The organism is Sediminicoccus sp. BL-A-41-H5, from assembly GCF_050632405.1.
Taxonomy (GTDB): domain Bacteria; phylum Pseudomonadota; class Alphaproteobacteria; order Acetobacterales; family Acetobacteraceae; genus Roseococcus.
The window spans coordinates 1,795,556-1,821,793 of sequence record NZ_CP192601.1; the positions used below are offsets into that span (position 1 = coordinate 1,795,556).

A 26,238-nucleotide genomic window follows, 5' to 3' on the forward strand; every position below is an offset into this window, starting at 1 on the left:
CATCCGGTCTGACTGAATCGTGGGGATTCCCGGAACGGCTGTTTTCTGATTCACGCTGTCTTCCGGAGCGTGGAGGCCGGGCTGGATGTCGAAGGCGCTCTCACTGGATCTACGGCAGCGCACGCTGGCTGCGGTGTTGGAAGAAGGCCTCACGCACCGCCAGGCGGCCGAGCGGTTCAAGGTCAGCGCAGCCAGCGTCAGCCGCTGGCGTACCCTTGCCGCCGAGGGTGCGGTGCCGATGCACGGTCCGCTTGGTGGTGATCGGCGCAGCCATGTTGTGGAGGCCGAGGCTGAGACGATCCTCGAAGTGTTTCACGCGCAGCGCGACATGACGCTGCTGGAACTGCGCGTAGCCCTTGCCGAACGGGGCCTGCGCTTCGGCTACGGCACGCTTTGGCGCTTCTTCGACCGTCGCGGCTACACGCGCAAAAAAAGACCGCGCACGCAGCCGAGCAGCAACGCCCCGACGTCCTGAGCCGGCGCGAAGCCTGGTTCGAGGCGCAGCTCGACCTCGATCCTGAGCGCCTGATCTTCGTCGACGAGAGCTGGGCCAGCACCAACATGGCCCGACGCCATGGCCGCTGCCCGCGTGGCGAGCGCCTGCGCATGGCAATCCCCCACGGCCATTGGAAAACCACCACGCTGATCGCCGGGATGCGCAGCAGCGGCGTGGTCGCGCCCTTCGTGATCGACAGCCCAGTCAACCGGCTCATCTTCGAAGCCTGGGTGGAGCAAGCGCTCGTGCCGGAACTGCGGGCCGGCGACATCGTGGTGATGGACAACCTCAGCAGCCACAAAGGCCCGGCCGTGCGGGCCCTCATCGAGGCCAAGGGTGCGCATCTGCTCTACCTGCCGCCCTACAGCCCGGACTTCAATCCAATCGAGAACCTGTTCGCCAAGCTGAAGGCGCTGCTGCGCCGCGAGGCTGCGCGGACCATCGACACCCTGTGGAACGCCATCGGGCGCATTCTCGACCGCGTCACCCCGCGCGAGTGTCAGCGCATGTTCGCCGCAGCAGGGTATGATCCAGATGGATGGGATTAAGCTCTAGCCCTTTGAAGGTGACACGGTGCGGCGGGTTCCAACTCCGTGGCACGCGAAGCACCAGCACATAGCCGCCCGTGACCGGAACCTCTCGCATCTGCAGGCCGACCAGGCGCGGCTCGACTGCCGCCAACAGCATGTTCTCCAGTCGCTGCTTCTCCTGATCGGCCGACGGTGTCGTGATCGGCTGAAGGCTTGTCGCCACGCCGTCGACTGCCGCCATACCGATGATGACGTGCCCGCCACTCGTGTTCGCGAGTGCTGTCACGTCCTTCAGGAACTCGCGCTTATCGTCGTCGGCGCTGCCGTAGGTCGTCTCCTTGAATTCAAGGCTGACGGTCTCAGACGCACCGTTGCTCACCAGCGCCTGGAGATCTGATTCGGCGATCTGATCGAGCGGAGTCAGGTCAAGTGCGGACATCGCCAGGCCCCTTGCCACCGACGGCGCTATCGGTCGCTGCAGGCAAGCGATCCCAGGCCTCCAAGACGAGGCGCTGAGTCAGATACTCGCCATGCTCGCGGTTCTCCCGGTTGCGCAGCGCCTTGAAGGTCTCGACGCCGGCATCGGCCTCAAGGATGTTGTCCGGGTCAAGCAGGAACAGCAGGTCGTCGCGGTCGAGGCCGTAGACCTCGCGCGCGACCAGCACGTCGATCTCCGCCATCAGCTGGGCGCGTTGAGCGGGATCCTCCACGGGCACAAGTCCGGTTGGAATGCCCGGCGAGCCTGGTGCGGTGCGTCGGAAGTCCTCCATCTCTGCGCCGCAGGCGGCGAGCGCGTAGGCGCGGGTGATGATGGCCTCGGCAGACGGCGTGCGGTGCCAGCCGCGAGGGAACGGCAAGGCGTCCATGACCGTGTAGCTCAAATGCAGCGCAACTCGCTTTCGGACAAGGAAGTCCATCGTCAGGCTATTCGCGATACCAAGCCAAAGCAGGAAGTCCGCCGGGACAGCGCTGTCAAAGGCGATGGTTGGGACGCTGTGGCCGCAGATCGCATCGGGCGGGATCAACGTCGCAATCAAACTCCGCTCGTTCGTCGGGCTCGCAACGTCGCAGAAGCCGATCCTATACTGGTTGATCCGCCCAAGCAGCTTATCCGGCACCAAATTCGGTGGTACCTGCCATTGCGGCACTACCGACTTTCCTGGTTGGCCGAAAGGCATGTCGCGCCAAACCGCCGAGCGACCTCGGCCGGACACATACCCCTTCGCCCGATAGTCGTAGAGGTCCACCATCCGCCCCTCGAACAGCGGCAGACCTTCGGCGCCCTCCGGGAACAACTCCCGATCGGTGCCCATATCGACTTCCCGCATGTAAATGCGGTTCGGCTGGCCCGCGATGCGTTCGCCGAATTTTGGATAGCGCGCGTACATTTTCCGGCAGATGTCGATGTCCTGCTGTGCAGCGATCTCCATCACCGCCATCGCCTCGGGCGCAAACTCACGCACCATGCTGACCGGAATGGAGAGCATGCGCCCCTCCGCCATCTCCGCCAGCTTCTGCTCCGAGTTCACGCGGAACGCGGCACGGAATTCCTCGGTCTTGCCACCCGGCCAGGCGACGTACAGGCAGAACTTGGTGCGTGTATCCACATCGGGAAACCAGATGCCACGCGAGTTCTCGAAGCCCACGACCCGATCCAGACGAAAGCGTTCGAACATCGCGCCGCGGATCGCCGCCGCATTGGCTCCGCTGTAGAGCCCTTCGGGCACCAATTGCGCCGCGCAGCCCCCGGGGCGAGTGAGGTCCAGCGCGGTCTCGACGAACATGCGGTAGACGTTAAGGTCGCCCTTGCCGAGATTGCCCGGCGCGTAGAGGCGGTAGCGGCCGCTGCACTTGTAGAAGTTGGTCTGCGTGTACAGGGAACGCCGGTAGGCATCCCACCGCGCCAGGATTCCGGGATTCTGCTTCAGCTCTTCGAAGGCAACGGTCTGCTCCTCCTTCGACATGAAGCGCACCTGCGGATCGTAGGCTGCGAAGAATTCCTTCGCGTCCGGGCTGGTCGTCTCCCAGGGGGGATTGCCGCAGATCAGGTCGAAGCCCCCATCGCGCATGACGTCGGGGAATTCCAGCGGCCAGTGGAAGAAGCGGTAGTGCTGGGAAAGACGGTCGGCTTCCGCCACGAGGGGGCCGTAGAGCGTGCCGCCTTGCAGGTAGCGCCAAACCGCTCCCGTGGTCGGGCAGAGCTCCCGGCCCTTAATCTCGCCCATCTGCTTCTCGGCGAAGAAGGCGGCGGTCCAGATGTCACACGCCAACTTCAGCCGCCAACCCACCGGGCCTGAGCGCAGCGCCTCGAATCGCTCCCGTTTGCGCTTGATCGCAGCGAGATCGTCGTCCGGCTCTGCCGAGAGAGCATCGAGCCCGGCTGCCAGATCGGTGGGAAGGCGCAAGCCAAGGTCCATGGAGGGCGCCGGCGAATCCCGTTCGACCTTGTTCAGCTTCCGCAGGATTGTGGCGGCCGCCTTGTCATCACCAACGAAGGCTTCATAGGCGTCGTCGGCGATCCCCGTCGCCAATTGCTTGAAGTCCGTGACGCCGACCAGCGCGTCACCGCAGCGGATGTGCGCGTCGAGAAAGGAGAGTGGGCGTCCTGGTTCGATGGCCTCGATCCAGAGGGCCGTTCGGCAGAGCTCGACCGAAAGTGGGTTGCGGTCCACGCCGTAAATGCAGCGACGCACCACATCACGCAGGGCGCGCCGGCGCACCGCCTCGTCTGGCAGATCGCCCTCCATGTCGAGCCGCGCGACCGCATCCGCGAGGCGTCTCGCAGCGCCCAGTAGGAAGTGGCCGGAACCGCAGGCGGGGTCGATGATGCGAAGCCGAAGCAAGGCCTCCTTCGGATTGGTCGGGTTCGCCGCCAAGGTCTTCTCGATCAGCGGGTCGAGACTCGCACGGAGCAGTTCGATGACCAGGCTGTCGGGCGTGTAGTAGGAGCCAGAGAGGCGGCGCTCGGTTGCACGCGCATCACCCGCGGCCGCATCACCGACGAAGCCAAAGGTCCATGGCTTCACCTCAACCTGAACCACGGGGTGCAGCTCGAGCAGGCTCTCGTAGACGGAGCCGAGTTCCCCCGTGCCCATGTCACGGTAGTTCACCCGCGCTAGGCTGCCACCGTCCTCGAAATAGCCGAGAGCATAGATCGCGGCGAGCATCCGCTTGTTGGGCAGCGCGCAGGCATCCAGCAGCGGGCACTGCTCGTCTTCAAACAGGCCGCCAAGCGCCGGCAGTCCGAGCGGTGGTGCGCCTCGGGCGAGCGCCTTGAAGGTGACCGTCAGACCGGTCCACAGATCGGAATGGCCGTCATAGTAGCGACGTCGCCGCGCGCGTTCGCGCAGCCGGCCGAGCCCATAGCCCTGCGCATACACGGCACGGACCTCTGGCGTGGCATCCGGTGCATGCAGCAGATCGCGCTCTTCTGCCGTGAACAGGAACAGCAGCCGATAGACCAAGCGCAACAGTTGTTGATGCAGGATGTCGGCACTCACCGTGCCGTCACGAAGCCCAATGCGTAGCGCGTCGTTCTGTGGGTGCTCGACGAAGCCCGAGCCAAGTTCGCGCAGTGCCGTGGTCACACCGGCGCGCAGGCGTTCCAGCGCGCGTTGGCCGGTCTTCGCCCCCTCAAGACGCCAGCGCTCCAGCCAACAGCCGGACATGCCGCCGGCGCCAGGCGCGGTTCGGCTCGCATGCGCCATGAGAAACAGGGCTGCGAAGTCCGGATACAGGCTCTCCTCGAAGATGCGCTCGAGATCGACCTCGACATAAGCGGGCCGGGTCAGCGATGGGTTGTCTCGCAGGAGACGTAGATGGTTGCCGTTGGCGACTACCCCCCACAGGGCGGCGGGTTCGGCGTTCAGGTATTCCTGCATCGCCGCCTGCGGCGCGCGACGCCGGCCGTCGTCGCCGAAAGCACGATCTGCGCGATCGAGCGCGTGGGAGTGCGTGGTCAACAGCACCGGCACGACGCCGGCATGTGCGAGATGCCGGATCGGGAAGGTGCGGTCGCTGATGCGCGTCACCTACGAATGCGGCCTCGCGCGGCACAGCGAATGGGTCTGCTTCGAGCACACCGGCTTTCCGCGCGACAAGGCGGTGGGCTGGTGGCGGCGGCGTGCCGGCAATCTGCCGCCCCCCGCGACCGTCGATACGGCGCTGGCACAGCTCGACCAGCTGCGTCGTCCCATCGCGATCCAGGTGCGGCCGGCCGGCCAGTACACCGAAATCGCCGCCGCGAGGTTCGTGTGAGATGCGCGGCATGTCGCCTCCGCACCGCCCGCGGCTTCGGCTGGTTCGATCCGCGGGTGCGAACCAGCGAACCGCTGCCGGCCTGCTCCATGCGCTGCATGAACGCGCTCTGCCGGAGGTGGGGCGTGGTTGATCCCGACGAGCACGAGATTGCCGCGATCGCGGCCGCCAGCCCCATGGCGGGGGAGTACCTGGAGAGCATCGGGAAAACCGACCTCGCGGTGCTGACAGAGGCCGAGTGGCTGACGCTGCTGGAGGTGATCATCACCGCCTACCAGGACGAGCTCGCGCGCCTGCTGGATCAGGGTCGCCATCCGGCACCGCCGCTCGCGGCGGGTGGTCGTTCATGACCCAGCCCTCCTTCATGGCCGATTACGGCGAGCGGCTGGTCGACAATGGCTATTCCGTCATCCCCTTCATGCCGGGCACCAAGGTGCCGGGACGCTTCACCGGCGGAGAGTGGTCGCCCTATCCCGACTGGGCGCGGCACTGCGACCGGCCGACGAAGCCCTTCGAGGTGGACATCTGGCGTCGCTGGCCCGGGTGCGGTGTCGGCATCGCCACTGGCGCCGTGGTGGGCATCGACATCGACATCCTGGATGGCGCGCTGGCCATCCAGATCGCCGAGCTCGCCACCTCCATGCTGGGCGATACGCCCTGCCTGCGCATCGGCCGTGCTCCGAAGCGGTTGCTGGTCTATCGCGCGTCCACCCCCTTCGCGGGCCGGAAGCGCCACCCCCTCGAGCTGCTGGCGCGCGGTCAGCAATTTGTCGCCTATGCCGTGCACCCCGACACCGGTCGCCCCTATGAGTGGCCCGAGGACAGCCTCGTGGAGCTGCCGCTGTCCCGGCTGCCGGTGGTGGACGAGGCCGGCTGCACGGCCTTCCTGGACGCCGCCTGGCAGCTCGTCCCGGACGAGGTCCGGGTCAACTCGATCCTGGCGGACGCACCGACCAGCACCTGGCGCGGCCCCAGCGACCCGAAGGGGACTGGCGATGCCATCGCCGCAGCCCTGGCATGGCTGCCGAACGACGACCTGCCGGGCAACGAGTGGATCACTGTCGGCGCCGCCATCAAGGCCGCGATCGGCGAGGAAGGGCGCGACCTCTGGCTCGACTGGTCGCGGCGCTCCGGGAAGTCGGGCCAGTCAGGCCGATCGGACACCCCCGAGCGGCGCTGGGCCTCGCTGCGGCCGCACAGCGTCGGCGCCGGGAAGATCTACTGGCTCGCCGAGCAGCGCGGCTGGGTGCCGGATCCCGCCCTGACGCTAAACGGCACCGCAGCCGAGCAGGCGGCACAGCCGCATCCGGCGGCGGGCCTGCTGGCAAAGGTCGCGGTCGCGCCGCTGCCGATCGCGCCCCCGCCGAAGCCCTATCGCGTCCCGCCCGAGCTGCTGCAGGTGGATGGCGCGCTGCGCATGTTCGTGGACTACGCCACGGCCAGCGCCGTCAGCCCGCAGCCCTTCCTCTCGCTCGGTGCCGCCGTCTGCCTCGTCGGCGCCATCGCCGGCCGACGCTACCGCACGCCGACCGACCTGCGCAGCAACGTCTACGCCATCGGCATCGCCGACAGCGGTGGCGGCAAGGACCACGCCCGGCGATGCGCGAAGCGCGCGATCTATGCCGCGGGCCTGGACCGCTACCTCGGCGGCGAGGACCTCGCCTCCTCGGCCGGCCTGCTCACATCCCTGCAGCGTCATCCGGCCCGACTGTTCCAGGTGGACGAATTCGGCCAGTTCCTGAAGCTGGTCCTGAACCAGCGCGCGCCGGCGCATAAGGCGGCCATCTGGTCGGAGCTAACAAAGCTCTACACCTCAGCCGCCGAGCCCTACATCGGCGCGGAATACGCCGACCAGAAGGCGCGGCCGCGCGTCACCATCGAGCAGCCCTGCGCCTGCATCTGGGGCGTCACCGTCCCGGGCCCGCTGTGGACGGCGCTGGAAGGTGGCGCGCTGGCGGACGGCTCCATCGCGCGCTTCCTGGTCTTCCTGACCGACGACGACTACCCGGAGCGCAATGAGACTCCGGCGCCGATGGATCCGCCGCCGGCGCTTGTGTCGGCGCTGCAGGGGATCGCCCGCGGTGTGCCCGGCCACAGCCACGGCGGGAACATCGCCGATGCCATGGAATCCTCGGCGCCGATCCATGCCTACACGGTGCCGCTGACCCCGGACGCCGAAGCAGCCATGGCTCGCGTGCGGCGTGAGGCCACCGACCTCCTACGATCGCACCGTGGCACCTACGCCACCGCCCTGTTCGGCCGATACGCGGAGAACGCGGCGAAGCTGGCGATGATCGCAGCGGTCAGTCGTGATCCCTCTCGACCCATCACGGAGGCCCGCGACGTCACCTGGGCCTCAGCGCTGGTCGAGCACTGCATCGGCACGCTGCTGCGCGAAGCCGAGCGTCTCGTCGCCGACACGCCCGCGCATTCCCGCATCAAGAAGGTCCTGGAGGTGATCCGGAAGGCCGGCCGGATCAGCCGCAGCGCCTTCGTCCGGAAGACACAGTTCCTCTCGAAGGCCGAGCGGGAGGACGCCATCGCCACGCTGCTCGACAGCAAGCAGATCGCGATCGAGGTCACGCAGAACGCGTCGGGCCCGGGCACCAGCTGGATCATCGCCACCGAACCGCAGGAGGGCTTGAAGAGTGATGCTGCATGACGCGCGCAAACCCGCAGAAAACGGGACTCTTCAACAATTCAACTTTTCACGCGGGCGTATGCAGACGCCCGGGCGGGGGTGCGGGGGAGAGAGACCCTTTGAAGAGTTTGAAGAATTGAATAGTTATATTGATCAAATAGTTAGACCCCTCTCACCCCCTCGACTCTTCACCACTCTTCAAGAGCTCGGTCGGGGGAGGCAGGCATGAGCATGCCTGGCGCGCCGTTGCCGCCCCGCTCGTCCCTCGACCGCAGAAGCCGCAGCGCAACCACCGTGCCTGAGATGGAAATGCTGCGCCGCCGCGTGTGGCTGCAGCAGGGCGTCGTCTCGCTGCACCTCGAGGACATCACCGATCCCTGGCTGCGCCAGGCAATCCAGAACGAAGCCGTGCGCCGCTGGGGCCCTCGGCAGCAGGAGAAGATTCATGGCCGGTAAGCGCAAAGCGAAAACCACAAAGCAGAAGGAAGCGATGGGCCCTTCGAAGTGGCGGCTTCAGCATGGCGGCTTTGGTGAGCCGATCCGCGACGCGGATCCCGAGACGGGCAGCCCCGTGCAGCATCGGCGTGCCGTGGACACGTTGGGCATGATGCTGGCGAACGGGACGATCACCCAGCAGATGCACGATGCTGGTGGCTACTTCCGCGCCCTGTTCCGCAGCGCCGCCCTGGATGGCATGTCGAAGTCGGTGCTGGTCCGCCTGCCAGGCCAGACGGCCGACACCCTGTCCGACCATCACATGGACGCACGCCGCAAGATCGGGACAGCCCTGGATGCGCTTGGTGGTCATGACAGCGCGGCGGGCTCCTGCGCGTGGCACGTCGTCGGCCTGGAGATGTCGGTGCGCGAGTGGGCGATGCGCCAGGGATGGGGCGGGCGCCCCGTTGCTCCTCCGCAGGCGCAGGGGATGCTGGTGGCGACGCTCAGCGTTCTGGCGGGGCACTTCGGGCTCGTGCCGCGGACGAGGGCGGCGTGATGAGCGGCGCGTCGATCGAAGAAAAATCGTCGCAGCGCAATCATGCGTAGCGCAGCGAAAGAATGTCGCGTTGCGCACCGAAATCCACACGGCCTATCATCTGGACACCTGGAAAGGGTGCGACCGCAGCGCGGCTCAAGAGCCGCAGCGTCGCTCAGACGAGACAGTGGCTCTCGAGCCGATGGTTCCTTCCCGGCCCCGCTGTATGCGGGGGGCGGAAGCGCGCAACATCGCTAGCGCCAGGCCGAAAATATGGGTTGCGGTTTGCAGCCTTTCCCCGCGGCTTCAAATCGTTAGCTGCAAACCGACGCCGCGCCGCGGCCCTGCAAACCGGATGGCATCATGACGCTCCCCTGGATGGCGGCGAAGATTGTGCTGCGTCCGGTGGCGGAGCTACGCCCGCATGCCGGCAATGCCCGCGTCCACAGCGCCGAGCAGCTGGAGCAGATCAAGGCCAGCATGCTGGCCTTCGGCTTCACCAACCCGCTGCTGGTGGACGAGGACGGCGTGCTGATCGCCGGCCACGGCCGGCTTGAGGCAGCGACGGCGCTCGGCATGGCGAAGGTGCCGACCATCGTGCTCCGGCACCTGTCCGCAGCGCAGAAGGAGGCGTTGCGCCTCGCCGATAATCGCATCGCGGAGAACGCGACCTGGGACCAGGCGATGCTGCGTGATGCGCTCGCCGCGGTGCAGGCAGTGCCGGACATCGACCTCGGCACGCTCGGCTTTTCGGCGGGGGAACTCGCGGACATCCTCGCGGCGGCTGGAGATGCCGTGTCCGACGGCGACGCGCCCGAGGCTCTGTCCGCGGATCCCGCCGAGGGGGGCGGTGCGGCGGGCGCGGCGGTCACCGAGGATGCGCCGGCGGAGGACCCCGCCGATGCCGACCCGGAGCCGCCGCGCCAAGCCGTCACGCGCCCTGGCGATCTCTGGCTGCTGGGCGACCACCGCCTGCTCTGCGGCGACAGCACCGACGCGGCCAGCGTGGCGCGCGTGATGGGTGCAGACCGCGCGGCGCTGCTCTTCACCTCCCCGCCCTACGGAAACCAGCGCGACTATACGACCGGCGGCGTCACGGATTGGGACGCGCTGATGCAGGGTGTCTTCCAGCATCTCGACGCGGCCATGCGGCCGGACGGCCAGGTGCTGGTGAACCTCGGGCTGATCCATCGCGACAATGAATGGCAGCCCTATTGGGCCGCCTGGCTCGACTGGATGCGCGCCCGCGGCTGGCGGCGCTTCGGGCTGTACACCTGGGACCAGGGACCCGGCCTGCCAGGCGACTGGAACGGGCGGCTGTCGCCCGCATTCGAGCTTCTGTTCCACTTCAATCGCGAGGCCCGCCGCCCGAACAAGATCATCCCCTGCCGCTGGGCAGGGCACGTCAATTCCGAGAAGGGTGGCCTCCGCGCGAAGGACGGCACCGTCGGCGAATGGCAGCATGCCGGCCAGGGCGTGCAGGAGACCAGGATCCCGGACAACGTGCTGCGCATCACGCGGCACAAGGCCCGTGGCATAGAGACGGAGCATCCCGCGGTGTTCCCCGTCGCCCTGCCGGACTTCCTGATGCGCGCCTATGCCGACGACGGCGACGTCGTGTTCGAGCCTTTTGCTGGCGCCGGCACCACCATCATCGCAGGGCAGCGCACCGGCCGCCGCGTGCGGGCGATCGAGCTGGCGCCAGCCTATGTCGACCTGGCGATCGCCCGCTGGCGGATGTTGCATCCCGACATGCCGGTAACACTGACGGACGATGGCCGCGACTACGACGCCGTCGCCGCAGCGAGGCAGGAGGTCACAGCCAGTGCAGCCTGATCTCGTGGTCTCCGCCATGCCGGTGGCGGGGCTGGTCCCCTACGCCGAGAACGCCCGCACGCATTCGCTGTCGCAGGTGGCGCAGATCGCGGCCTCCATCGCCGAATTCGGCTTCGTGAACCCGGTGCTAGTGGACGCCGAGGGCGTGCTGATCGCCGGCCACGGCCGCGTCATGGCGGCGAAGCAGCTGGGGCTGGCCTCGGTACCGGTCCTGCGGCTCGGCCATCTCTCTCCCGCGCAGGCGCGTGCGCTGCGTCTGGCGGACAACCAGATCGCGCTGAACTCGGGCTGGGACGAAGCGCTGCTTGCCGCCGAGATCGCGCGCATCCGCGACGAGGCGGTGGTCGACCTGGACGTACTCGGCTTCTCCGGCATGGAGCTGGACCGGCTGCTGGCGGCTGCCGACGCTGGTCTCGGCGATGATGCCGACGATGCGCCGCCACGGCCCGTGGTGCCCGTCACGCGCACCGGCGACCTTTGGCGCTGCGGGGAACACCGCCTGCTGTGCGGCGATGCCACCAAGATCGAGGATGTACAGCGCGCCCTCGGCGCCGGTCACCTGGCGGACATGGGCTTCGTCGATCCGCCCTACAACGTGGCCTACGAGGGCGGCACCGCAGCGAAGATGACCATCGCCAATGACGCGCTCGGCGGTGGCTTTCCCGAGTTCCTGCGGCCCGCGCTGGCCAATCTGCTCTCGGTCACGAAGGGCGCCTGCTACGTCTGCATGTCCTCCTCCGAATGGCCGACGCTGCATCGCGTCTGGCAGGAGGCGGGCGGCAAATGGTCCAGCACCATCATCTGGGCGAAGAACACCTTCGCGCTCGGCCGCGCCGACTACCACCAGCAGTTCGAGGCGATGCTCTACGGCTGGAAAGCTGGCGCGCAGCACTACTGGTGCGGTGCGCGCGACCAGGGGAATGTCTGGCACTTCGACAAGCCGGCCAGGAATGACCTGCATCCGACGATGAAGCCGGTGGCGCTGGTGGAGCGGGCCATCCGCAACAGCAGCAAGCCGCGCGACACGGTGCTCGACTGCTTCGGCGGCTCGGGCACCACCATGATCGCGGCGGAGCACACGGGGCGGCGCGCCGTATTGCTGGAGATCGATCCCGCCTATGCCGATGTCATCGTGCGGCGCTGGCAGGAGACGACGGGCGAAGCGGCCATGCTGGAGGGCGATGATCGCATCTTCGCCGATATCGCTGTGCTGAGAGCCAAGGAAACCAGCTCCGCCATGGGTAACGCCCAAGTTCAACCGTGCGGCAACTGAGCCTCAGGTTCCTGCATCCAGGCCGGGATGTCGCGCTGCGCATGCAGCACCCGCCAGACGTCGAGGTGGTCCTCCCGCTCGACGTAGAACACCAGATACGGGTAGCGCCGGAGTGGCCAGGCGCGCAGCCCTTCCAGCCGCAACTCGAAGGCATAGCGTGGCGAGCCCACGGCCGGATGCTGCGCGATCCGCCGAAACGCCCGCTCCAAGGCGTCAATGAAGGCCAGCGCGACCGGCTCGCCGGCGTCCGCCACGTAGTGGGCGATGGCCTGGTCGATGTCGCGCTGTGCCGCCTCTCGCGGAATGACCGGCTTGGCGGTCACGCCTGCGGTTGACGGACGCGGCGGCGGAGCGTGTTGAAGTAGGCGTCATCCGCCGGCGCTGCCGGAGCGGATGCCGCGCCGTCCAGCAGCAGCCCGCGCAGGCGCTCGCGCTCCTGGTCCTTTCGGATCAGCTCGCGGACGTACTCGCTGCTGGTGCTGTAGCCACGCACGGCGACCTGCTCATCCACGAAGGATTTCAGCCCATCCGGCAGGGAGACGTTCATGGTGCCCATGGGCCATACGATACCCAGGTTTGGCAAAATTTGGCAAGAATGATGTGCGCCGGGAGGCGCTTCAGGCCGACGGCCAGCACGATCATGATGTGATCCAGACCGCCGAAACATAGCAATTCCGAGCCGCTGCATCTTGCTTGGCTCGTGCGCGGCACAGCGCGAATGGTCCGTCACACGCAGAGCACCCCGCCCTGCACCACGACGGAGACGACCATGACCGACCGCGAAGCCCGCGCCGCCCGCAACCAGGAGAAGAGCCTGGCTGCCTTCGTGGCGAAGAAGGCCGAATTCGACGCCCTTCTCGCCGAACTCACCCAGGCCAGTGCGGACCATTTCGGCGCGGATCCCGAGACGGTGCTTTGGGGCGAAGCGGCCTGGCTTTCGGATGCCACTGCGAAGCTGAAGGACATCGCGGACCAGCACTTCCGCCGCGGCGAATACGCCTGCTGACGCAGGCCACTCCCGCACCGCCCCGACCGGGTTCTGCCCGGTGGGGCTCCCGGCAGTAGGGGCCGATGACCGGCGCCCGGATCCGGAGACCACCACGATGACCAAGCTTTCCGACAGCCAGCGCGTGATCCTGAGCGCCGCCGCACAGCACGAGATGGGCCTCGCCCGCGCGCCGAAGACCCTGCCGGCCGCAGCGCGCAACGCGGTGTTCCGCAGCCTCATCAAGAACAGCCTGCTCACCGAGATCAACGCGCCGCGGGAGCATGTCGGCCTGGGCTGGCGGCAGGACGACGACGGCACCTGGATCGTGGCGCGCATCACCGACGAGGGGCTGCGCGCCATCGGCATCGACCCGAACGAGGGCGACGCTGGGGCCGGCGAGCCCGACTGCTCCGGCATCGAGGGCAGCGTGCCTGCCACGGCGCCCACGGTGGCGCCGGACGACGCGCCGGGGGAAAGCCCCGCGCCCGCCAACGAAGCCGCCCAGGCGGCCCCCCTGACCGAGGAGATCGCGATGCTCGACCAGGCCCTGGCGGCACGCGCCGCAACGCCGCGCGCCAGCCTGCGCGACGCTGCACAGCGGGTCCTCGATGCCTGGGACGCGAGCCCTGCGCAGGACGCCACGGACAATCCAATCTCCCGCGCGATCGAAGCTCTGCGCACCCAGCTCGCCGGCAAGCCGACCCGCACGCCGCGCGAGCCCGGCGCACCGCGCAAGCTGCGCGAGGGCACGAAGCAGGAGCAGGTGCTGGCCATGCTGCGCCGCCCCGAGGGCGCGACGGTGGCACAGATCGCCGAGGCCACCGGCTGGGCGCAGCACACGGTCCGCGGCTTCTTCGCCGGGCTGAAGAAGAAGGGCCACGCGGTGGAGGTGCGCGAGCGCATCCGCCAGGTCGGCCCCAACAAGACCGGCGCCAAGGGCTCCTTCACGATCTACGTCCTGGCCGAGTGAAGCGCCTCAGCCACAGCCTCGAACATCATCGGGAGCGCCGGGGATCATCCAGATTCCCGGCGCTTTATCGAGTTGGCTGCGCCCCGGCACAGCGCGAATCGTCCGTCACGCGCAGGGCATCCCGCCCCGCCGAGACGGAGACGACGATGAGCACCACCACCATCCTCCCGCACCAGACCGCCGAAGGCCCGCAGGACCGCGCCGGCTGGCAGCAGCTTCTCGCCACCGCGCCGCGCAGTACCGACAGCGTGGGTCGCGCCACGATCCAGGTCTGCACCGCCAGCGACGGGCGCGGCATCTTCGCCACGGCGGACTACGCCACCTGGCAGACCGAGAAGGAGGAGGGTTGATGCCCTCCGAGCGCCGCTGGATCATCCTGGCGCAGGACGGCCGCCACGTGACGATGGGCCGCGCCGCGCCGCCGAGCGAGGCAGAGGTCGAAGCCGCCGCCGCGGCACTTGCCGCGCAGGGGCTGGCGGGATGGCTCGCCACGCTGGACGGAAACTACTGGTCGCGCCGCCGCGTGGCGCTCGCGCCGGTGCAGATGCTCGGCGACGGCGCCACGCTGGATTGGCCCGCCGCCATCAACGCCTTTGAAGCCGCCCGTCAGCACGCACTGCGCCCCCGATAAGCACGCGCGTAGTCCATCCTTGTGCGGCGGGAGGTCGCCGCAATGCCCGAGCTGACCGCCTCCACGCGCGAGGCCGCCCGTCGCCTTGGCGTCAGCGACACCGCCATCCACAAGGCCGAGCGGGCGGGCCGCATCACCCGCGAGCCGGATGGCCAGTGGGATATCGACAAGACCCGCCGCCGCCTGACCGAGACCGCCGATCCCGCCCGCTCGCCCCTGGCCAGTGGTGCCAGCGCCGAGGGCACGCCCTTCGCCCGGCTGAAGGTCGCGCAGCTCGCCTTGAAGGTGGAGGCGCAGCGCCTCTCGCTGGATGAGACCAAGCGCCGCCTGGTCGATGTCACCGAGGCCAACGCCGCCCTCGACGAGATCGGCAGCACGATGCGCGACGCGCTGCTGAACTGGCCCGCGCGCGTGGCAGGCCTGATCGCCGCCGAGATCAGCGTCGATCCGCATCTGCTGCAGACGATCCTGCAGAGCCACATCAACGACCTGCTGACGGAGGCGGCCGATCGCTTCGATCCCGCAGGTCTCGGAGGGGATCGGTCTCCGCAGCCGTGAGCATGTACGCCGCGGCGTCGGCGCGATGCTCCGCCCACCACCGCAACTCACTGTCTCGGAATGGGCCGAGCGGCACCGCATGCTTGGCAGCCGCGCCTCCGCCGAACCCGCCCCCTGGCGCACCAGCCGCACGCCCTACCTGAAGGACGTGATGGATGCGCTCTCGGCGGTGCATCCGGCCCGCCGCGTGGTGTTCATGAAGGGCGCACAGGTCGCCGATGCGCCGCTGCGACCGAGCGAAGTTCCCACCGCCGGGAATGTCGCTCACCCATCACCGCCGTCGCAGGTCGAGCCGGCACCCAACAGCGAGCGCCCTCGTGGCTGGCTGGCACCGCGCAGCAACTGGCTTTGCTGAGGGAGGACGACCATGGACCCGACCGTCCTCGCTTGGGCGTTGGCGCAGCCTGCCGGCACCCGCGCCGCCGTCCTGGCCGCGGCCTTCACCGGCGGCACCACGCGCGTGACCTTCGACGGCCGCACCGTGGAATATCGCTCGCTCGATGAACTCGGCCGCGCCCTCTCCGTTCTGCACGCTGCCGAGAACGCCGCCGCGCGCCGCCCCGGCGTCACCTTCGCCAGCTTCTCGCGCGAGGGAACCAAGTGATGGGGCGCATTCGGGATGCCTGGCACGCCCTGCGTGGCTATGCCGCGGCGCAGGACACGCGCGCCTCGAGCTGGGCAGCCTCAGGCGGCAGCGCCACGGCGGAGGTCGGCGCCGCCGCACCCACCGTGGCGCGCCGCGCCCGCGATGCCGTCCGCAACGACCCCTATGCCGCCCGCATCGTCGATCTCTGGACGGGCAACGCGGTGGGCGCGGGCATCACGACGCGCTGGCCCGACAAGCCGCACGCCGAGGCCTGGCGGCGCTGGTCCGACAGCACCGCCTGCGATGCGGAGGGCCGGCTCGACCTCTACGGCCTGCAGGCGCTGGTCATGCGGGCGGTGGTGGAGAGCGGCGAATGCTTCGTGCGCATGCTCCCCGCTGACATCATGCCGGCCAACTCGATCGGCCGGCGGCTGCAGGTGCTGGAAAGCGATCACCTTGATGCGGCCCCATCCTGCTAGCCAATCCGGCCCCACCGGGATGGCGCGCGCTGGCAGAGGCGCCGTTTGGCTTTGAACGGCGGCGTTCCTCGGTTCTGTGCGAAGGGGAGGGCCAGCGGCTGCTGGTCGTCAAGGGTGCGCCCGAGGCCGTGCTGGCCGCCTGCACGGCTGTCGAAGGCGCCGATGGCGCGTCCTTGCCGATGACAGAGGCCACGCGCGCCGATCTGCTCGCGCGCGCCGCGGCCAGGGGTGGCGAGGGCTTGCGCCTGCTCGGCATCGCCTGGCGGCCGATGCCGGAGTGCGAGACCATCGAGGGGCCTGACTCCGAGGCCGGGCTGGTGTTTGCGGGCTTTTGCGCCTTCCTCGACCCGCCGAAACCGTCCGCTGCCACGGCCATTGCACGGCTTGGCGCGTTGGGCGTGAGGGTGAAGATCGTCTCTGGCGATGCGGCGCCAGTACTGCTTCATGTGGTCGCCTCGCTTGGCTTGGCTTGGCCTGCCCTGCAAGCGGCTGCTGCCTGGTCGCGCGGGTCGAGGAGGTGGACCTCTCCGCCCGTGTTTCGCCGGACCAGAAGCGACGGGTCATCCTCGCGCTGAAGGCGCATGGCCATACGGTGGGCTTCATCGGGGATGGCATCAACGACGCGCCTGCGATCCACGCCGCCGATGCCGGGCTGTCGGTGGAAGGTGCGACCGAAGTCGCCCGCGCGGCCGCCGACCTGATCCTGCTGGCGCCCGATCCCGGCGTCCTGGCGGATCGTGTGGAGGAAGGGCGGCGGACTTACGCGAACATCATGAAATACGTTCGGATGGGCACCTCCTCCAATTTCGGGAACATGTTCTCGATGGCCGTGGCGTCGCTGATGATCCCCTTCCTGCCGCTGCTGCCGGCGCAGATCCTGCTGAACAACCTGCTGTATGACCTGTCGGAGATGGGCATTCCCTTCGATGCGGTGGATGCAGAGGATGTGGCGAAGCCGCATGGCTGGGACATGGCCGCGGTGCTGCGCTTCACGCTGATGATGAGGCCGCTTTTCTCGGTCCTCGACCTCGCGACCTTCGGCATCCTGCTCTGGGGCTTCGGCGCCACGCCGGAGGAATTCCGCACCGCCTGGTTCATCGAGAGCATGGCGACGCAGGTGCTGGTGATCTTCCTGATCCGCACCCGTGGCCGCGCATGGAAGGCGGCGCGCCCCCATCCAGCACTGATCGCGACGTCGCTCTCTGCCCTCGCCTTGGCCTTCGCGCTGGCGCTGGGCCCGCTGGCGCCGATGCTAGGCTTCGCGCCGCTGCCGGGCGTGCTGCTGGCCGTGATTGCGGCGCTGGTGCTCGGCTACCTGGTCGCGGCCGAAACGCTTAAACGGCTTGCCAGCCGCGCTGGCCAGGCGTGACGCCTCCCGCTCTCGCGCGCGCGGAGAAGTCGGTGCGAAGCGCGTTCGTGCAGCATCGAGAAATTCTCGCGCTTTGTCAGTCCAGACGAGCGAAGCCGTAGCGAGAGCACTATGGGCGCGGCGCCCGCGCGTGCCGCGCGCGTCGCTCCCGCTGACGCACATCTCGGTAGTTTGCGAGGGTAAAGAACAGCACATCCGGCGGAGTATCTGATGGGCGAGTGGGCCGCCTGTCGCATCGGCTGGTCATGGCGCGATCCCGCGTCGCCCCATCATCGCTCATGATCGGATCGCCATGTTCCAGCACATCTTGCCTCCCGCCAGCGCTCTGTCTCGGGCCGATAGATGACGCCGATGTAGCGCTCGAGCCGCTTGGTGCTCAGGGCCTTCCGCATGGCGTCATTCCGGCCAAAGCGCAGATCGAACAAGAAGCGTTCCACTCCGACCTGGTGACACAGCGCCTCGCGCCCATAGGCGGCGGGTTCGCGTGACCCGGGTTCGGAGACAGCCATAGCGCCGACGCGCGACTTCGGCTGCCTCGCGATCGATCTTGTCGAGACAGGTCAGCACTGCCGCAATGGAGGCGGTCATGTCGTAAAGGTCGAGCCCGTGGAAGCCCGCACGCTCCGCCGGCTGCTTCCCAGCATTGTGCCGCCGCAGGAACCTGCTAATGCGACATCAGAACCGGCACGGTCATCTGTCGCAACAGCGTGCGCGTGGCGCCGCCCAGCACCAGTTCACGTAGCCGCGAATGGCCATAGCCACCCATGATGATCAGATCGCTGCTGAGATCGGCCACCTCATTGAGCAGCATGTCACCCACGCCGACATCGTCGCCCATCACGCGCCGCACCGTCACCCCCACGCCGTGGCGTGCGAGATGCAGCGCGATGTCGGCCCCCGGCTCCTCTCCATGGTCGCTCGGCCCGGTTTTCGGATCAACCACCAACAAGGTGACGCTCTCCGCACCGGCAAGAATAGGGAGCGCGTCATTCACGGCGCGCGCCGCCTCACGGCTGCCGTTCCAGGCGATGAGCACGCGGCGGCAGAGGCTTTTGGCGGGGCCGGTATAGGGCACGAGAAGGATCGGCCTTCCGGTGGAGAACAACGCTGCCTCGACCGCCATGCTCGACGCCTTCGGCTCCGGCTGTCCGACCACGATGAGGTCCACGTAGCGGCCATGCACCGCGAGCAGGGCAGAGGTCATTCCTTCCGCCTGACGCCATTCGCCGGCCTGGCCTTCGCGGCGAAGCAGATCCCGGAAGGCAGCCTCCCCGCTTGCAGCCTCCGTCAGGGCATCCTCGCGCATCTGCATGAGCAACTCCGCCATGGCGCTGCCCCCGCCCATATCGGCCCCTGCGGAAAACGGCGGGACGATGTCGATGATGAACAGGCCGATGAGATGGGCCTGATGGCGCTTCGCGAGCCCCATTGCGAAATCGAGCCGCGGGCCCGAGGCGGGCGAGGCGTCGAGGTGGACCAGAATGTCCTTGATCGGCATTTTTTCCTCCACGAAGAGATTGAACCCGATTCAATCTAGGCCACCGAACGCAGCGCGCCTTGATCCGCATCACATGCGGGGCGCGACAACGGCGCGATGAACTCGGGCCGCCCGCGCCCCATCGCAAGCTCGCCTTGAGCCAGCGCAAGGCAGCGCGGGCCGGATTGGCGCAACCTTTGCCTGAGCCTGCCGTGGGCGGGTCCACCTGAAGGAGCTCCAGCCATGGCGGCAACCGGCCTCGAAGTCTGGGACAAGTCCATCCAGACCACCAACATCTGGCTCGACGAGATCATGGAAGAAGTCGGGCCGAATCGGCAGGCAGCATGGCATGCGCTCGGCGCCGTGCTCCGCACGCTCCGCGATCGACTGCCGATCGAAGTGGCCGTGCATCTGGGCGCGCAATTGCCGCTGCTGGTGCGCGGCGCGTATTTCGAACAATGGCACCTTGCGCCGCACGCCGTGCCGGTGCGCGACATCGAGGATTTTCTTGATCTTTTGAGCCGGCATCTCGGCCAGACGCACAAGGATCCGGCCACGATCACGGCTTCGGTCTTCCGCACCCTGTCGCAGCATGTCGATGACGGACAGATCGCCAAGGTGCTCTCGGTGCTGCCCGCCAGCATCCGGACCGCGCTGAGCGCCGCCGTAACCGAGTGATTCCGGCAGGCGTCCCCACCCTTGCCGGCGGCGGTTCGCATGAGTCGCCGCCTTACAGGAGCCAGGACATGCGCATCGGCGTACCCGAGGAGGTGAAGATCCGCGAACACCGCGTCGGCCTCGTGCCCGGTTCGCTGCGGGAGTTGGTGGCGCAGGGCCGTGAGGTTCTGGTGGAGCAGGATGCCAATGCCACCATCGCGCGAGGCATGTCACGCTGCGTCGGACACCCATGACGGCGGCAGCCGACGGCGCGCCACTGGCCGGCGACCTCCGCTCGGCTGGTGCGACCCGGGTCTTTGTCGCGCGCGGGCTGTGCAAGACCTAAGGGAGCGGCGATGGCGCGATCCATGCCCTCCGCGACCTCGACCTGGACATCCTGCAGGGCGAATTCGTGGTGTTCCTGGACCCGTCGGGCTCAGGCAAGTCCACGCTGCTGAACATCCTGGGCAGCCTCGACGTCCCGACAACCGGCCGCGCGGCGTGGCGGGACCATGAACTCACTGGCGCCGACCAGGCGGCGCTGACGGCCTACCGGAGCGGCCACGTCGGCTTGGCGTTCCAATTCTGCAACCTGATCGGTCGACATTGCGCGACGCGCGGTGGTCGCCGCGGGCTTGGCGCCTGGCGAGAGCGTCGTGCCGTTCCCGCCGAGTGCCCTGCAGGACGGCGCCCGTGCTAGCCTCCTGCGCTAGCAGCCTGTCAGATCCACACCATCAGCGCGGACGCTATCCGGGAGCTATGCCGAACTGATCAGGGTGGGTCCGGACAGGACACTCAATCATAGGTAAAGCGCTCGGCCAGGATGCGCGCGCCCGGCACGCCAAGGCCACGAAGCGCCGTCTGCGCCGCCTTCAGCATCGGCTTCGGGCCGCACAGAACGAACAGCCAGCCCGCCGCCGCCGCGGTGGCGCAGCGCCGCGTGATCAGCGCGGCGTCGAGCTGGCCGGTCTCGCCGCGCCATCCGGCGGGCGGTTCGCCCAGCACATGCACCACCTCGAGCCAGCCCTCTGCCGCCAGGGCCGCTAGTTCCCCGCGCACCAGGATCTGCGCCTCCACGCGATTTCCATAGAGCAGCAGCATGGGCCGCCGCATTCTGCGCGCCGCCGCCTCGCGGATCATGGAAAGCGCCGGCGCGACCCCGACGCCGCCGCAGAGAAAGACGATCCCTGGTTCGGTTCGCCCCTCGAGGCACACATGACCATGCGGCCCGTCCACGAAGGCGCGCGCGCCTGGGGGCAGCGCGCCGATGCCGCGGGTGAAATCCCCCATCTCCTTCACGAGAAAGCGCAGCCGCCCTGCTTCGGCCGGGGCGGAGGCGATGGAGAAGGGGTGCTCGCGCCGGGCGAAGGGCCCGCGGTCGAGCTTCAGCCAGGCGAACTGGCCGGCATGGAAGTCCAGCCCGGCATGGCCGACCGGCTCCAGCACCACCTCCCAGATCGCCCGTGCCGAAGGTGTCACGGCGGCCAGCCGCCAAGGCCGGCGCGAGAGCGCGAGCGGGCGCACGAGGTAGACCCAGACCAGGGTCAGCCACGCGAGGCCCGTCAGCGCCCACAGCGCGGCCGCGACGGCCGGGTGCGTGGCATAGCGCCCCGCCGCCAGCGCGTGATGTAGGCCAAACCCGCCGACCAGCAGGGCGCCCAGCCCGTGCATCCCGCGCCAGGTTTCATAGCGATAAGGCAGATCGTCGCGGCGGATTGCCATCACGATCAGCAGGGCGAGCAGGAACCAGGCGAGCATTCCGGTCACGATGGCCGCGCTGCCCAGACCGAGCCAGGTCGCGTGCGTCAGGTCATCCGGGCGGTGGAAGGCCGGGCCGTCCGGCAGAGTGTAGAAAAAGGGATGCAGCAGCAGCAGCGCCGCGAGGATCCGGCCAGCCAACTGGTGCCAGCGCATCGTCCGGTCGATGCCGGCGCCACCTGAGACAGCGCGGAAGCGGCCGGACAAGACGAATTCCAGCAACAGCGCCGCGAAGCCGACGAGCGCCAGGGCGCCGGCCACCTCGTCCCGCCACGGCCGCGCCGGTCCGACGAGCGCCCAGCCGAGCAGGGCCGGTGCCAGCACGGCGAGCGCGAGCAGGGCGAGGAGAAGTGGTGCGGGCATGGGATACCCCTATCTGGGCAGGTGGCCGAGTGCGGCCACGGCCAGGATCAGCCCCGGCACGCCCCAGCCGAGCAGCGCCCGCAGTGCGGCCAGGCGCCTCGGCGGCCAGCCGAGTTCCGCGGCCAGCGTCCGGGCGCCCAGCAGGCGCGCGGCGAAGATCGCCAGCAGGAAGCCGGCCAGCGGAAGGGCAAGGTTGGAGGTCACGCGGTCCAGTGCCTCGAGGATGCCGGCATCAGCGAATCCCGGCAGGAAGCCGAGCGGCCGCACCTCGCGCCACAGCCCGAAGGAGAGCGCGCTGGGCAGGCCCGCGACCCAGCAGGCGAGGCCCACGGCCATGGCCGCGGTCGGCCGGGACCAGCCGGTCCAGCGGATCGCCGGCGCCACCACCAGTTCCAGCAAGGCGATGGCCGAGGCCAGGGCAGCCAGTGCGAGGGCCGCAAAGAAGGCACCGCCGATCCGGCCGCCCGACGCGATCTGGCCGAAGGCGATGGGCAGCGTCAGGAAGATCAGGCTGGTGCCGGCCGCGGGGTCCAGCCCATGCGCGAAGGCCAGCGGAAAGACCGCGAAGCCGGCGAGCAGCGAGATCGCCGTGTCGCCCGCCAACGTCGCCAGGGCTACGGTGCCGAGCAACGTGCCGGGCGGCGCATGCGCGGCATAGGTCAGCAGCACGCCGAGCCCCACGCCGATCGAGAAGAAGCCGAGGCCGAGCGCCTCCAGCGCCGCGCGCGTCGTCATCGCCTCCAGCCGTGGTGCCAGCAGGAACTCCGCAGTGCGGGCGAACTCGCCGCTCGCCGCACCATGCAACGCGAGCAGCAGCATGATGGCGGCCAGCACAGGCATCAGCAGGCGGCAGGCCGCCTCGATGCCGCGCTCGATGCCGCGTGCCACGATCGCCACGGTGAGGGCCATGAACAGGGCATGCCATCCGGCCAGCTCCAGCGGGTCGCCGCTGCGCGCGGCAAAAAGCCTGGCCGCGCCGGGCGCGTCGAGCCCGCCGAACCCCACGCCCATCGCCTGCGCGCCATAGGCCAGCGTGAGCCCGCCGATCACCGCGTAGTAACTCAGGATCGCGAAGCCTGCGGCCAGCATCAGCGCGCCCAGCCAGCGCCAGCCCGCGGCCTCTCCGGCCGCCTCGGCCAGCCGCCGGATGCTCGCCATGGCATCGCCTCCGCCGCGCCGGCCGATGACGAATTCCGCCAGCATCAGCGGCAGCACGACCACCAGCAGTCCCACGGCATAGATCAACACGAAGGCGCCGCCGCCATTCTCGCCGACCTCGTAGGGGAACTTCCAGATCGAGCCGAGCCCGACCGCCGAGCCGACCGTAGCGAAGATCAGCCCGGCACGCCCCGACCACTGGCCGGGGCTGTGCGATACGGGGCGCTGTTCAGGCAGGGCGCACCTCGTCCAGTTGGCGAATGATAACCGCGAGGCTGGCCTGCGCGATGTCCTTGGCGAGGCTGCTGCGCAGCCGCTGTCGCGTCGCAGCACCAAGCGCTTTGCGGAGGTCGCCAAGAAAAACCGGCGGCGCCAAAAGCACCAGGCTGTCATAGCGCCCCATCGCGGCGCCCTTTTCGAGTTCATCGGCCACGTGCCGTGCGAAGCTGGCCTCCGCCGCGCGATGCGGATCCTGCCGCGGCTCGATCGCATGGCGCGCGCTGCCGACGCTTTCGTGAACGCGCCCCGGGCGCTCTGTGCCGTGCTCGTGCGAGGCGGGGTTGTCGGGCGCGGATATGGTGTCGGGCCGCTCCGCCCAGGCCGCGCCGCCGTGCCGCTCCAGGAGGCGCACGTGTCGGGCATCGGCTACGAGCGCCCATTCGACCGCGTTAGGCATGGGTTTGTCTCCCTGCATCGGAGCGTTGATCGTCGGGCGGCAGCGGAACACGGTGACGGTGCGCGGCACCATGATCCGGATCAATGCGGTCGCGCTTCGCGTGGATGATGCTCTGCTCACTTCCGGAGGGATCAGCCATGGCCGTACTTGCATCCGCCCACCCCGGAGGAGATGACCCGCCATTAGTGTGGCTTGAGGCGGTGGGCGCCGCCGATGTGCCGCGCGTGGGCGGGAAGAACGCCTCGCTCGGCGAGATGATCGGCGCGCTTGGGGCTGCCGGCGTGCGGGTGCCGCCGGGCTTCGCCACCACCGCCCGCGCCTATCACGATTATGTCACCGCGAATGGCATCGGTCCGGCGATGCGGGCGGCGCTTGCCGCGCACCAGGCCGGCAGCGCCAACCTGCAGAAGACCGGCGAGGCCATCCGGCAGCTCTTCCTGGAAGGCGAGTTCCCGGCAGAGACGGCCCAGGCGATACGCGCGGCCTATCGCGAACTCGGCCGGCGTCGCGGCCTAGCCGAACCCGCCGTCGCCGTTCGCAGCAGTGCGACGGCCGAGGACCTGCCGAATGCAAGCTTCGCCGGCCAGCAGGAGACCTTCCTCAACGTGCAAGGCGAGCGCGCGCTGCTGGAGGCCTGCCGGCGCTGCTACGCCTCGCTGTTCACCGACCGCGCGATTGCGTATCGCGAAATGCAGGGCTTCGACCACATGCAGGTGGCGCTCTCCATCGGCGTGCAGGCCATGGTGCGGGCCGATCTCGGCGGCTCGGGCATCATCTTCACCATCGATACCGAGAGCGGCTTTCCCGGCGTGGTGGTGATCAGCGCCGCCTGGGGGCTGGGCGAGCCGATCGTGCAGGGCCAGGTCGATCCCGACCGTTACCTCGTGTTCAAGGCCGCCCTCAACGACCCGGCGCTTGTGCCGATCCTCGACAAGACCTGCGGCGGCAAGGCGCGCAAGATGATCTATGCGAGCGGCGGCAGCGCACGTACCGCGCTGGTGACGACCCGGTTGCACGAGCGCTCGCGCTTCGTGCTCGAGGATGCCGACATCCTCCGTCTGGCACGCTGGGCCGTCGCCATCGAGCGACATTACGGCCGGCCGATGGACATTGAATGGGCGCGCGACGGCGACGATGGCGCGCTCTGGATCCTGCAGGCGAGGCCGGAGACGGTGCATAGCGGGCGCGCGGCGCCGGTGTTGCGGAGCTATCGTCTGAAGGCCAGGGCTGCGCCAATCCTCCGTGGCGCGGCGGTGGGTGAGGCGATTGCGGCCGGGCCGGTCCACGTGGCCCGGAGCCCCGACGAAATCGCGGATTTCCCCCAGGGCGCCGTGCTGGTGGCCGAGGCGACCGATCCCGACTGGGTGCCGCTCATGCGCAAGGCGGCGGGCATCATCACCGACCATGGCGGCGCCACCAGCCATGCGGCCATCGTCAGCCGCGAGCTCGGCCTCCCGGCAGTCATCGGCACGCAGCGCGCGACCACGCTGTTGCAGGACGGCCAGTCCGTCACGCTCTCCTGCGCGGAGGGTGAGGAAGGGCAGGTCTATGACGGGATTCTGGACTTCAGCGCGACCGACATCGACCTCGCCGCGATCCCGCGCACGAAGACCGCGATGCTCCTGAATATCGCCAGCCCGGCGGCGGCGCTGCGCGCTTGGCGGCTGCCCACGCGGGGCGTCGGGCTGGCGCGGATGGAGTTCATCATCAGCGCCGTGGTGAAGGCCCATCCGATGGCCCTGCTGCGCTTCGAGGCCGTGACCAATCGGGCGGCGCGGCGCGAGATCGAGGCGCTGACGCGCGGCTTCCGCGACAAGCCGAGCTACTTCGTGGAGACGCTGGCGCGCGGTGTGGCGCGCATCGCGGCCCCGTTTCATCCCAACCCCGTGATCGTCCGCATGTCCGACTTCAAGAGCAACGAATATGCGCATCTGCTGGGCGGCGCCGCGTTCGAGCCGGCCGAGGAGAATCCGATGCTCGGGCTGCGCGGCGCCTCGCGCTACTACAGCGAGCGGTATCGCGAGGGCTTCGCGCTGGAATGCCGCGCCATGGTCAAGGCCCGCGGGGAGATCGGCCTGGACAACATCATCCTGATGATCCCCTTCTGCCGCACGCCCGCCGAGGCCGACCGCGTGCTGGCGCTGATGGCGGAGCACGGGTTGAAGCGCGGCGAGAATGGTTTGCAGATCTACGTGATGTGCGAAATCCCCTCGAACGTCATCCTGGCCGAGGAATTCGCCGCGCGCTTCGATGGTTTCTCGATCGGCTCCAACGACCTCACGCAGCTGGTGCTTGGCGTGGACCGCGACAGTGCCGAGTTGCGCGGCTTGTTCGACGAGCGGGACGAGGCCGTGAAGCGGATGATCGCCGACGTGATCCGCCGCGCCCATGCCTGCGGCGTGAAGGTCGGCATCTGCGGCGAGGCACCGAGCAATCATCCGGATTTTGCAGCCTTCCTGGTGGCATGCGGCATTGATTCCATCTCGCTCAATCCCGATGGTTTCGTCACCGCGGCGCGCCGGGTAGCGGAGGCAGAGGCGGCTCACTGAGCCTGGGAAGCGT

The 26,238-nt window shown here is 68.7% G+C and carries 32 protein-coding genes; 22 read left to right on the forward strand and 10 right to left on the reverse strand.

Going from position 1 to position 26,238, the window contains the following annotated elements; translation table 11 throughout:
* The first annotated feature begins 85 nt into the window (after positions 1 to 85).
* Positions 86 to 1,044, forward strand: a protein-coding gene (locus tag ACQ860_RS08995) for an IS630 family transposase (protein ID WP_431302838.1) whose coding sequence is annotated in 2 segments (ribosomal slippage) — positions 86 to 437 and positions 437 to 1,044 — 960 coding nt in all. Because the reading frame shifts where the segments join, the coding sequence is not laid out codon by codon here.
* Here the strand turns inward: ACQ860_RS08995 and ACQ860_RS09000 are convergent.
* Positions 980 to 1,465 (reverse strand): AlbA family DNA-binding domain-containing protein, encoded by a 486-nt coding sequence (locus tag ACQ860_RS09000; protein WP_431303042.1) that lies wholly within the window; start codon positions 1,463 to 1,465, stop codon positions 980 to 982. The genes ACQ860_RS08995 and ACQ860_RS09000 overlap by 65 nt on opposite strands.
* Positions 1,452 to 5,057: an Eco57I restriction-modification methylase domain-containing protein gene (locus ACQ860_RS09005; protein ID WP_431303043.1), complete on the reverse strand. Its 3,606-nt coding sequence runs from the start codon at positions 5,055 to 5,057 to the stop codon at positions 1,452 to 1,454. The genes ACQ860_RS09000 and ACQ860_RS09005 overlap by 14 nt, the downstream gene beginning before the upstream one ends.
* Between ACQ860_RS09005 and ACQ860_RS09010 the strand changes: the two genes are divergently transcribed.
* From ACQ860_RS09010 to ACQ860_RS09040, 7 genes are all read left to right on the forward strand, one after another.
* Positions 5,047 to 5,283 (forward strand): hypothetical protein, encoded by a 237-nt coding sequence (locus tag ACQ860_RS09010; RefSeq protein ID WP_431303044.1) that lies wholly within the window; start codon positions 5,047 to 5,049, stop codon positions 5,281 to 5,283. The two genes, ACQ860_RS09005 and ACQ860_RS09010, sit on opposite strands and share 11 nt — an antisense overlap.
* A 125-nt stretch (positions 5,284 to 5,408) precedes the next feature.
* Positions 5,409 to 5,633: a DUF6511 domain-containing protein gene (locus tag ACQ860_RS09015; RefSeq protein WP_431303045.1), complete on the forward strand. Its 225-nt coding sequence runs from the start codon at positions 5,409 to 5,411 to the stop codon at positions 5,631 to 5,633.
* Entirely contained in the window at positions 5,630 to 7,945 is a 2,316-nt protein-coding gene (locus tag ACQ860_RS09020) for a bifunctional DNA primase/polymerase (protein WP_431303046.1), read from the forward strand. Before ACQ860_RS09015 ends, ACQ860_RS09020 begins: the two co-directional genes overlap by 4 nt.
* A 204-nt stretch (positions 7,946 to 8,149) precedes the next feature.
* On the forward strand, positions 8,150 to 8,380 hold the full coding sequence (locus tag ACQ860_RS09025; protein ID WP_431303047.1) for a hypothetical protein: 231 nt from the start codon (positions 8,150 to 8,152) through the stop codon (positions 8,378 to 8,380).
* Positions 8,370 to 8,918: a hypothetical protein gene (locus ACQ860_RS09030; RefSeq protein ID WP_431303048.1), complete on the forward strand. Its 549-nt coding sequence runs from the start codon at positions 8,370 to 8,372 to the stop codon at positions 8,916 to 8,918. The genes ACQ860_RS09025 and ACQ860_RS09030 overlap by 11 nt, the downstream gene beginning before the upstream one ends.
* 342 nt (positions 8,919 to 9,260) lie before the next feature.
* On the forward strand, positions 9,261 to 10,733 hold the full coding sequence (locus ACQ860_RS09035) for a site-specific DNA-methyltransferase (RefSeq protein ID WP_431303049.1): 1,473 nt from the start codon (positions 9,261 to 9,263) through the stop codon (positions 10,731 to 10,733).
* The gene (locus ACQ860_RS09040; protein ID WP_431303050.1) at positions 10,723 to 12,006 is read left to right on the forward strand and encodes a site-specific DNA-methyltransferase; all 1,284 of its coding nucleotides are present in this window, start codon (positions 10,723 to 10,725) and stop codon (positions 12,004 to 12,006) included. Before ACQ860_RS09035 ends, ACQ860_RS09040 begins: the two co-directional genes overlap by 11 nt.
* Here the strand turns inward: ACQ860_RS09040 and ACQ860_RS09045 are convergent.
* Together ACQ860_RS09045 and ACQ860_RS09050 are read right to left on the reverse strand one after the other, a co-directional pair.
* Positions 11,988 to 12,329 carry a type II toxin-antitoxin system RelE/ParE family toxin gene (locus ACQ860_RS09045; RefSeq protein WP_431303051.1) on the reverse strand — a complete coding sequence of 114 codons (342 nt, stop codon included), beginning with the start codon at positions 12,327 to 12,329 and terminating at the stop codon, positions 11,988 to 11,990. The two genes, ACQ860_RS09040 and ACQ860_RS09045, sit on opposite strands and share 19 nt — an antisense overlap.
* Positions 12,326 to 12,553, reverse strand: a complete 228-nt coding sequence (locus tag ACQ860_RS09050) for a ribbon-helix-helix domain-containing protein (protein WP_431303052.1) — start codon at positions 12,551 to 12,553, stop codon at positions 12,326 to 12,328. The genes ACQ860_RS09045 and ACQ860_RS09050 overlap by 4 nt, the downstream gene beginning before the upstream one ends.
* A 222-nt stretch (positions 12,554 to 12,775) precedes the next feature.
* On the opposite strand from ACQ860_RS09050, the gene ACQ860_RS09055 reads away from it, so the two are divergent.
* The 10 genes from ACQ860_RS09055 (at position 12,776) to ACQ860_RS09100 (ending at position 17,587) form a co-directional block, all read left to right on the forward strand.
* A complete protein-coding gene (locus ACQ860_RS09055; protein WP_431303053.1) occupies positions 12,776 to 13,012 on the forward strand; it encodes a hypothetical protein in 237 nt (78 codons plus the stop codon).
* A gap of 97 nt (positions 13,013 to 13,109) precedes the next feature.
* Positions 13,110 to 13,964, forward strand: a complete 855-nt coding sequence (locus ACQ860_RS09060) for a DUF3489 domain-containing protein (RefSeq protein ID WP_431303054.1) — start codon at positions 13,110 to 13,112, stop codon at positions 13,962 to 13,964.
* 146 nt (positions 13,965 to 14,110) lie between these two features.
* Complete coding sequence (locus ACQ860_RS09065; RefSeq protein ID WP_431303055.1) at positions 14,111 to 14,314, forward strand: hypothetical protein; 204 nt, start codon at positions 14,111 to 14,113, stop codon at positions 14,312 to 14,314.
* The gene (locus ACQ860_RS09070) at positions 14,314 to 14,595 is read left to right on the forward strand and encodes a hypothetical protein (protein WP_431303056.1); all 282 of its coding nucleotides are present in this window, start codon (positions 14,314 to 14,316) and stop codon (positions 14,593 to 14,595) included. Before ACQ860_RS09065 ends, ACQ860_RS09070 begins: the two co-directional genes overlap by 1 nt.
* Before the next feature lie 42 nt (positions 14,596 to 14,637).
* Entirely contained in the window at positions 14,638 to 15,153 is a 516-nt protein-coding gene (locus tag ACQ860_RS09075; RefSeq protein WP_431303057.1) for a hypothetical protein, read from the forward strand.
* Between the two features lie 25 nt (positions 15,154 to 15,178).
* Positions 15,179 to 15,508 carry a phage terminase large subunit family protein gene (locus tag ACQ860_RS09080; RefSeq protein ID WP_431303058.1) on the forward strand — a complete coding sequence of 110 codons (330 nt, stop codon included), beginning with the start codon at positions 15,179 to 15,181 and terminating at the stop codon, positions 15,506 to 15,508.
* 12 nt (positions 15,509 to 15,520) lie between these two features.
* On the forward strand, positions 15,521 to 15,757 hold the full coding sequence (locus ACQ860_RS09085) for a phage head-tail joining protein (protein WP_431303059.1): 237 nt from the start codon (positions 15,521 to 15,523) through the stop codon (positions 15,755 to 15,757).
* Positions 15,757 to 16,218, forward strand: a complete 462-nt coding sequence (locus tag ACQ860_RS09090; protein WP_431303060.1) for a phage portal protein — start codon at positions 15,757 to 15,759, stop codon at positions 16,216 to 16,218. The genes ACQ860_RS09085 and ACQ860_RS09090 overlap by 1 nt, the downstream gene beginning before the upstream one ends.
* A gap of 74 nt (positions 16,219 to 16,292) precedes the next feature.
* Positions 16,293 to 16,793: a hypothetical protein gene (locus ACQ860_RS09095; RefSeq protein ID WP_431305738.1), complete on the forward strand. Its 501-nt coding sequence runs from the start codon at positions 16,293 to 16,295 to the stop codon at positions 16,791 to 16,793.
* Entirely contained in the window at positions 16,688 to 17,587 is a 900-nt protein-coding gene (locus ACQ860_RS09100) for an HAD-IC family P-type ATPase (protein ID WP_431303061.1), read from the forward strand. The genes ACQ860_RS09095 and ACQ860_RS09100 overlap by 106 nt, the downstream gene beginning before the upstream one ends.
* A gap of 269 nt (positions 17,588 to 17,856) precedes the next feature.
* On the opposite strand, the gene ACQ860_RS09105 is transcribed toward ACQ860_RS09100, so the two are convergent.
* Genes ACQ860_RS09105 through ACQ860_RS09115 form a run of 3 tightly spaced genes read right to left on the reverse strand, consistent with a single transcriptional unit; the run spans position 17,857 to position 19,085 of the window.
* The gene (locus ACQ860_RS09105) at positions 17,857 to 18,096 is read right to left on the reverse strand and encodes an erythromycin esterase family protein (protein ID WP_431303062.1); all 240 of its coding nucleotides are present in this window, start codon (positions 18,094 to 18,096) and stop codon (positions 17,857 to 17,859) included.
* On the reverse strand, positions 17,984 to 18,256 hold the full coding sequence (locus ACQ860_RS09110) for an erythromycin esterase family protein (protein ID WP_431305739.1): 273 nt from the start codon (positions 18,254 to 18,256) through the stop codon (positions 17,984 to 17,986). The genes ACQ860_RS09105 and ACQ860_RS09110 overlap by 113 nt, the downstream gene beginning before the upstream one ends.
* A complete protein-coding gene (locus ACQ860_RS09115; RefSeq protein ID WP_431303063.1) occupies positions 18,252 to 19,085 on the reverse strand; it encodes a universal stress protein in 834 nt (277 codons plus the stop codon). Before ACQ860_RS09115 ends, ACQ860_RS09110 begins: the two co-directional genes overlap by 5 nt.
* Positions 19,086 to 19,307: 222 nt before the next feature.
* Here ACQ860_RS09115 and ACQ860_RS09120 point away from each other — a divergent pair, with 222 nt between their 5' ends.
* The 3 genes from ACQ860_RS09120 to ACQ860_RS09130 all read left to right on the forward strand — a co-directional run bounded on the left by ACQ860_RS09120 (position 19,308) and on the right by ACQ860_RS09130 (position 20,421).
* Positions 19,308 to 19,742, forward strand: coding sequence for a DUF2267 domain-containing protein (locus tag ACQ860_RS09120; RefSeq protein WP_431303064.1), 435 nt, complete (start codon positions 19,308 to 19,310; stop codon positions 19,740 to 19,742).
* A gap of 68 nt (positions 19,743 to 19,810) precedes the next feature.
* Entirely contained in the window at positions 19,811 to 19,975 is a 165-nt protein-coding gene (locus tag ACQ860_RS09125; RefSeq protein WP_431303065.1) for a hypothetical protein, read from the forward strand.
* 110 nt (positions 19,976 to 20,085) lie between these two features.
* A complete protein-coding gene (locus ACQ860_RS09130; RefSeq protein WP_431305740.1) occupies positions 20,086 to 20,421 on the forward strand; it encodes an ATP-binding cassette domain-containing protein in 336 nt (111 codons plus the stop codon).
* Between the two features lie 95 nt (positions 20,422 to 20,516).
* On the opposite strand, the gene ACQ860_RS09135 is transcribed toward ACQ860_RS09130, so the two are convergent.
* Genes ACQ860_RS09135 through ACQ860_RS09145 form a run of 3 tightly spaced genes read right to left on the reverse strand, consistent with a single transcriptional unit; the run spans position 20,517 to position 23,748 of the window.
* Complete coding sequence (locus ACQ860_RS09135; protein WP_431303066.1) at positions 20,517 to 21,842, reverse strand: ferredoxin reductase family protein; 1,326 nt, start codon at positions 21,840 to 21,842, stop codon at positions 20,517 to 20,519.
* 9 nt (positions 21,843 to 21,851) lie between these two features.
* Complete coding sequence (locus ACQ860_RS09140) at positions 21,852 to 23,333, reverse strand: sodium-dependent transporter (RefSeq protein ID WP_431303067.1); 1,482 nt, start codon at positions 23,331 to 23,333, stop codon at positions 21,852 to 21,854.
* Entirely contained in the window at positions 23,230 to 23,748 is a 519-nt protein-coding gene (locus tag ACQ860_RS09145; protein ID WP_431303068.1) for a host attachment protein, read from the reverse strand. Before ACQ860_RS09145 ends, ACQ860_RS09140 begins: the two co-directional genes overlap by 104 nt.
* 113 nt (positions 23,749 to 23,861) lie before the next feature.
* On the opposite strand from ACQ860_RS09145, the gene ppsA reads away from it, so the two are divergent.
* Entirely contained in the window at positions 23,862 to 26,225 is a 2,364-nt protein-coding gene (ppsA, locus tag ACQ860_RS09150) for a phosphoenolpyruvate synthase (protein WP_431303069.1), read from the forward strand.
* Positions 26,226 to 26,238 lie beyond the last annotated feature (13 nt).

Excerpts from the sequence above, each read along its gene's own strand:
- ACQ860_RS09120 (WP_431303064.1), top strand. The coding sequence starts at position 19,308 with ATGGCGGCAACCGGCCTCGAAGTCTGGGACAAGTCCATCCAGACCACC.
- ACQ860_RS09035 (WP_431303049.1), top strand. The coding sequence starts at position 9,261 with ATGACGCTCCCCTGGATGGCGGCGAAGATTGTGCTGCGTCCGGTGGCG.
- ACQ860_RS09030 (WP_431303048.1), top strand. The coding sequence starts at position 8,370 with ATGGCCGGTAAGCGCAAAGCGAAAACCACAAAGCAGAAGGAAGCGATG.
- ACQ860_RS09055 (WP_431303053.1), top strand. The coding sequence starts at position 12,776 with ATGACCGACCGCGAAGCCCGCGCCGCCCGCAACCAGGAGAAGAGCCTG.
- ACQ860_RS09105 (WP_431303062.1), bottom strand. The coding sequence starts at position 18,096 with ATGGCTGTCTCCGAACCCGGGTCACGCGAACCCGCCGCCTATGGGCGC.
- ACQ860_RS09025 (WP_431303047.1), top strand. The coding sequence starts at position 8,150 with ATGAGCATGCCTGGCGCGCCGTTGCCGCCCCGCTCGTCCCTCGACCGC.
- ACQ860_RS09000 (WP_431303042.1), bottom strand. The coding sequence starts at position 1,465 with ATGTCCGCACTTGACCTGACTCCGCTCGATCAGATCGCCGAATCAGAT.
- ACQ860_RS09115 (WP_431303063.1), bottom strand. The coding sequence starts at position 19,085 with ATGCCGATCAAGGACATTCTGGTCCACCTCGACGCCTCGCCCGCCTCG.
- ACQ860_RS09070 (WP_431303056.1), top strand. The coding sequence starts at position 14,314 with ATGCCCTCCGAGCGCCGCTGGATCATCCTGGCGCAGGACGGCCGCCAC.
- ACQ860_RS09125 (WP_431303065.1), top strand. The coding sequence starts at position 19,811 with ATGCGCATCGGCGTACCCGAGGAGGTGAAGATCCGCGAACACCGCGTC.
- ACQ860_RS09080 (WP_431303058.1), top strand. The coding sequence starts at position 15,179 with ATGCTCCGCCCACCACCGCAACTCACTGTCTCGGAATGGGCCGAGCGG.
- ACQ860_RS09085 (WP_431303059.1), top strand. The coding sequence starts at position 15,521 with ATGGACCCGACCGTCCTCGCTTGGGCGTTGGCGCAGCCTGCCGGCACC.
- ACQ860_RS09135 (WP_431303066.1), bottom strand. The coding sequence starts at position 21,842 with ATGCCCGCACCACTTCTCCTCGCCCTGCTCGCGCTCGCCGTGCTGGCA.
- ACQ860_RS09065 (WP_431303055.1), top strand. The coding sequence starts at position 14,111 with ATGAGCACCACCACCATCCTCCCGCACCAGACCGCCGAAGGCCCGCAG.
- ACQ860_RS09145 (WP_431303068.1), bottom strand. The coding sequence starts at position 23,748 with ATGGTGCCGCGCACCGTCACCGTGTTCCGCTGCCGCCCGACGATCAAC.
- ACQ860_RS09020 (WP_431303046.1), top strand. The coding sequence starts at position 5,630 with ATGACCCAGCCCTCCTTCATGGCCGATTACGGCGAGCGGCTGGTCGAC.
- ACQ860_RS09010 (WP_431303044.1), top strand. The coding sequence starts at position 5,047 with ATGCGCGTCACCTACGAATGCGGCCTCGCGCGGCACAGCGAATGGGTC.
- ACQ860_RS09090 (WP_431303060.1), top strand. The coding sequence starts at position 15,757 with ATGGGGCGCATTCGGGATGCCTGGCACGCCCTGCGTGGCTATGCCGCG.
- ACQ860_RS09060 (WP_431303054.1), top strand. The coding sequence starts at position 13,110 with ATGACCAAGCTTTCCGACAGCCAGCGCGTGATCCTGAGCGCCGCCGCA.
- ACQ860_RS09050 (WP_431303052.1), bottom strand. The coding sequence starts at position 12,553 with ATGAACGTCTCCCTGCCGGATGGGCTGAAATCCTTCGTGGATGAGCAG.
- ACQ860_RS09075 (WP_431303057.1), top strand. The coding sequence starts at position 14,638 with ATGCCCGAGCTGACCGCCTCCACGCGCGAGGCCGCCCGTCGCCTTGGC.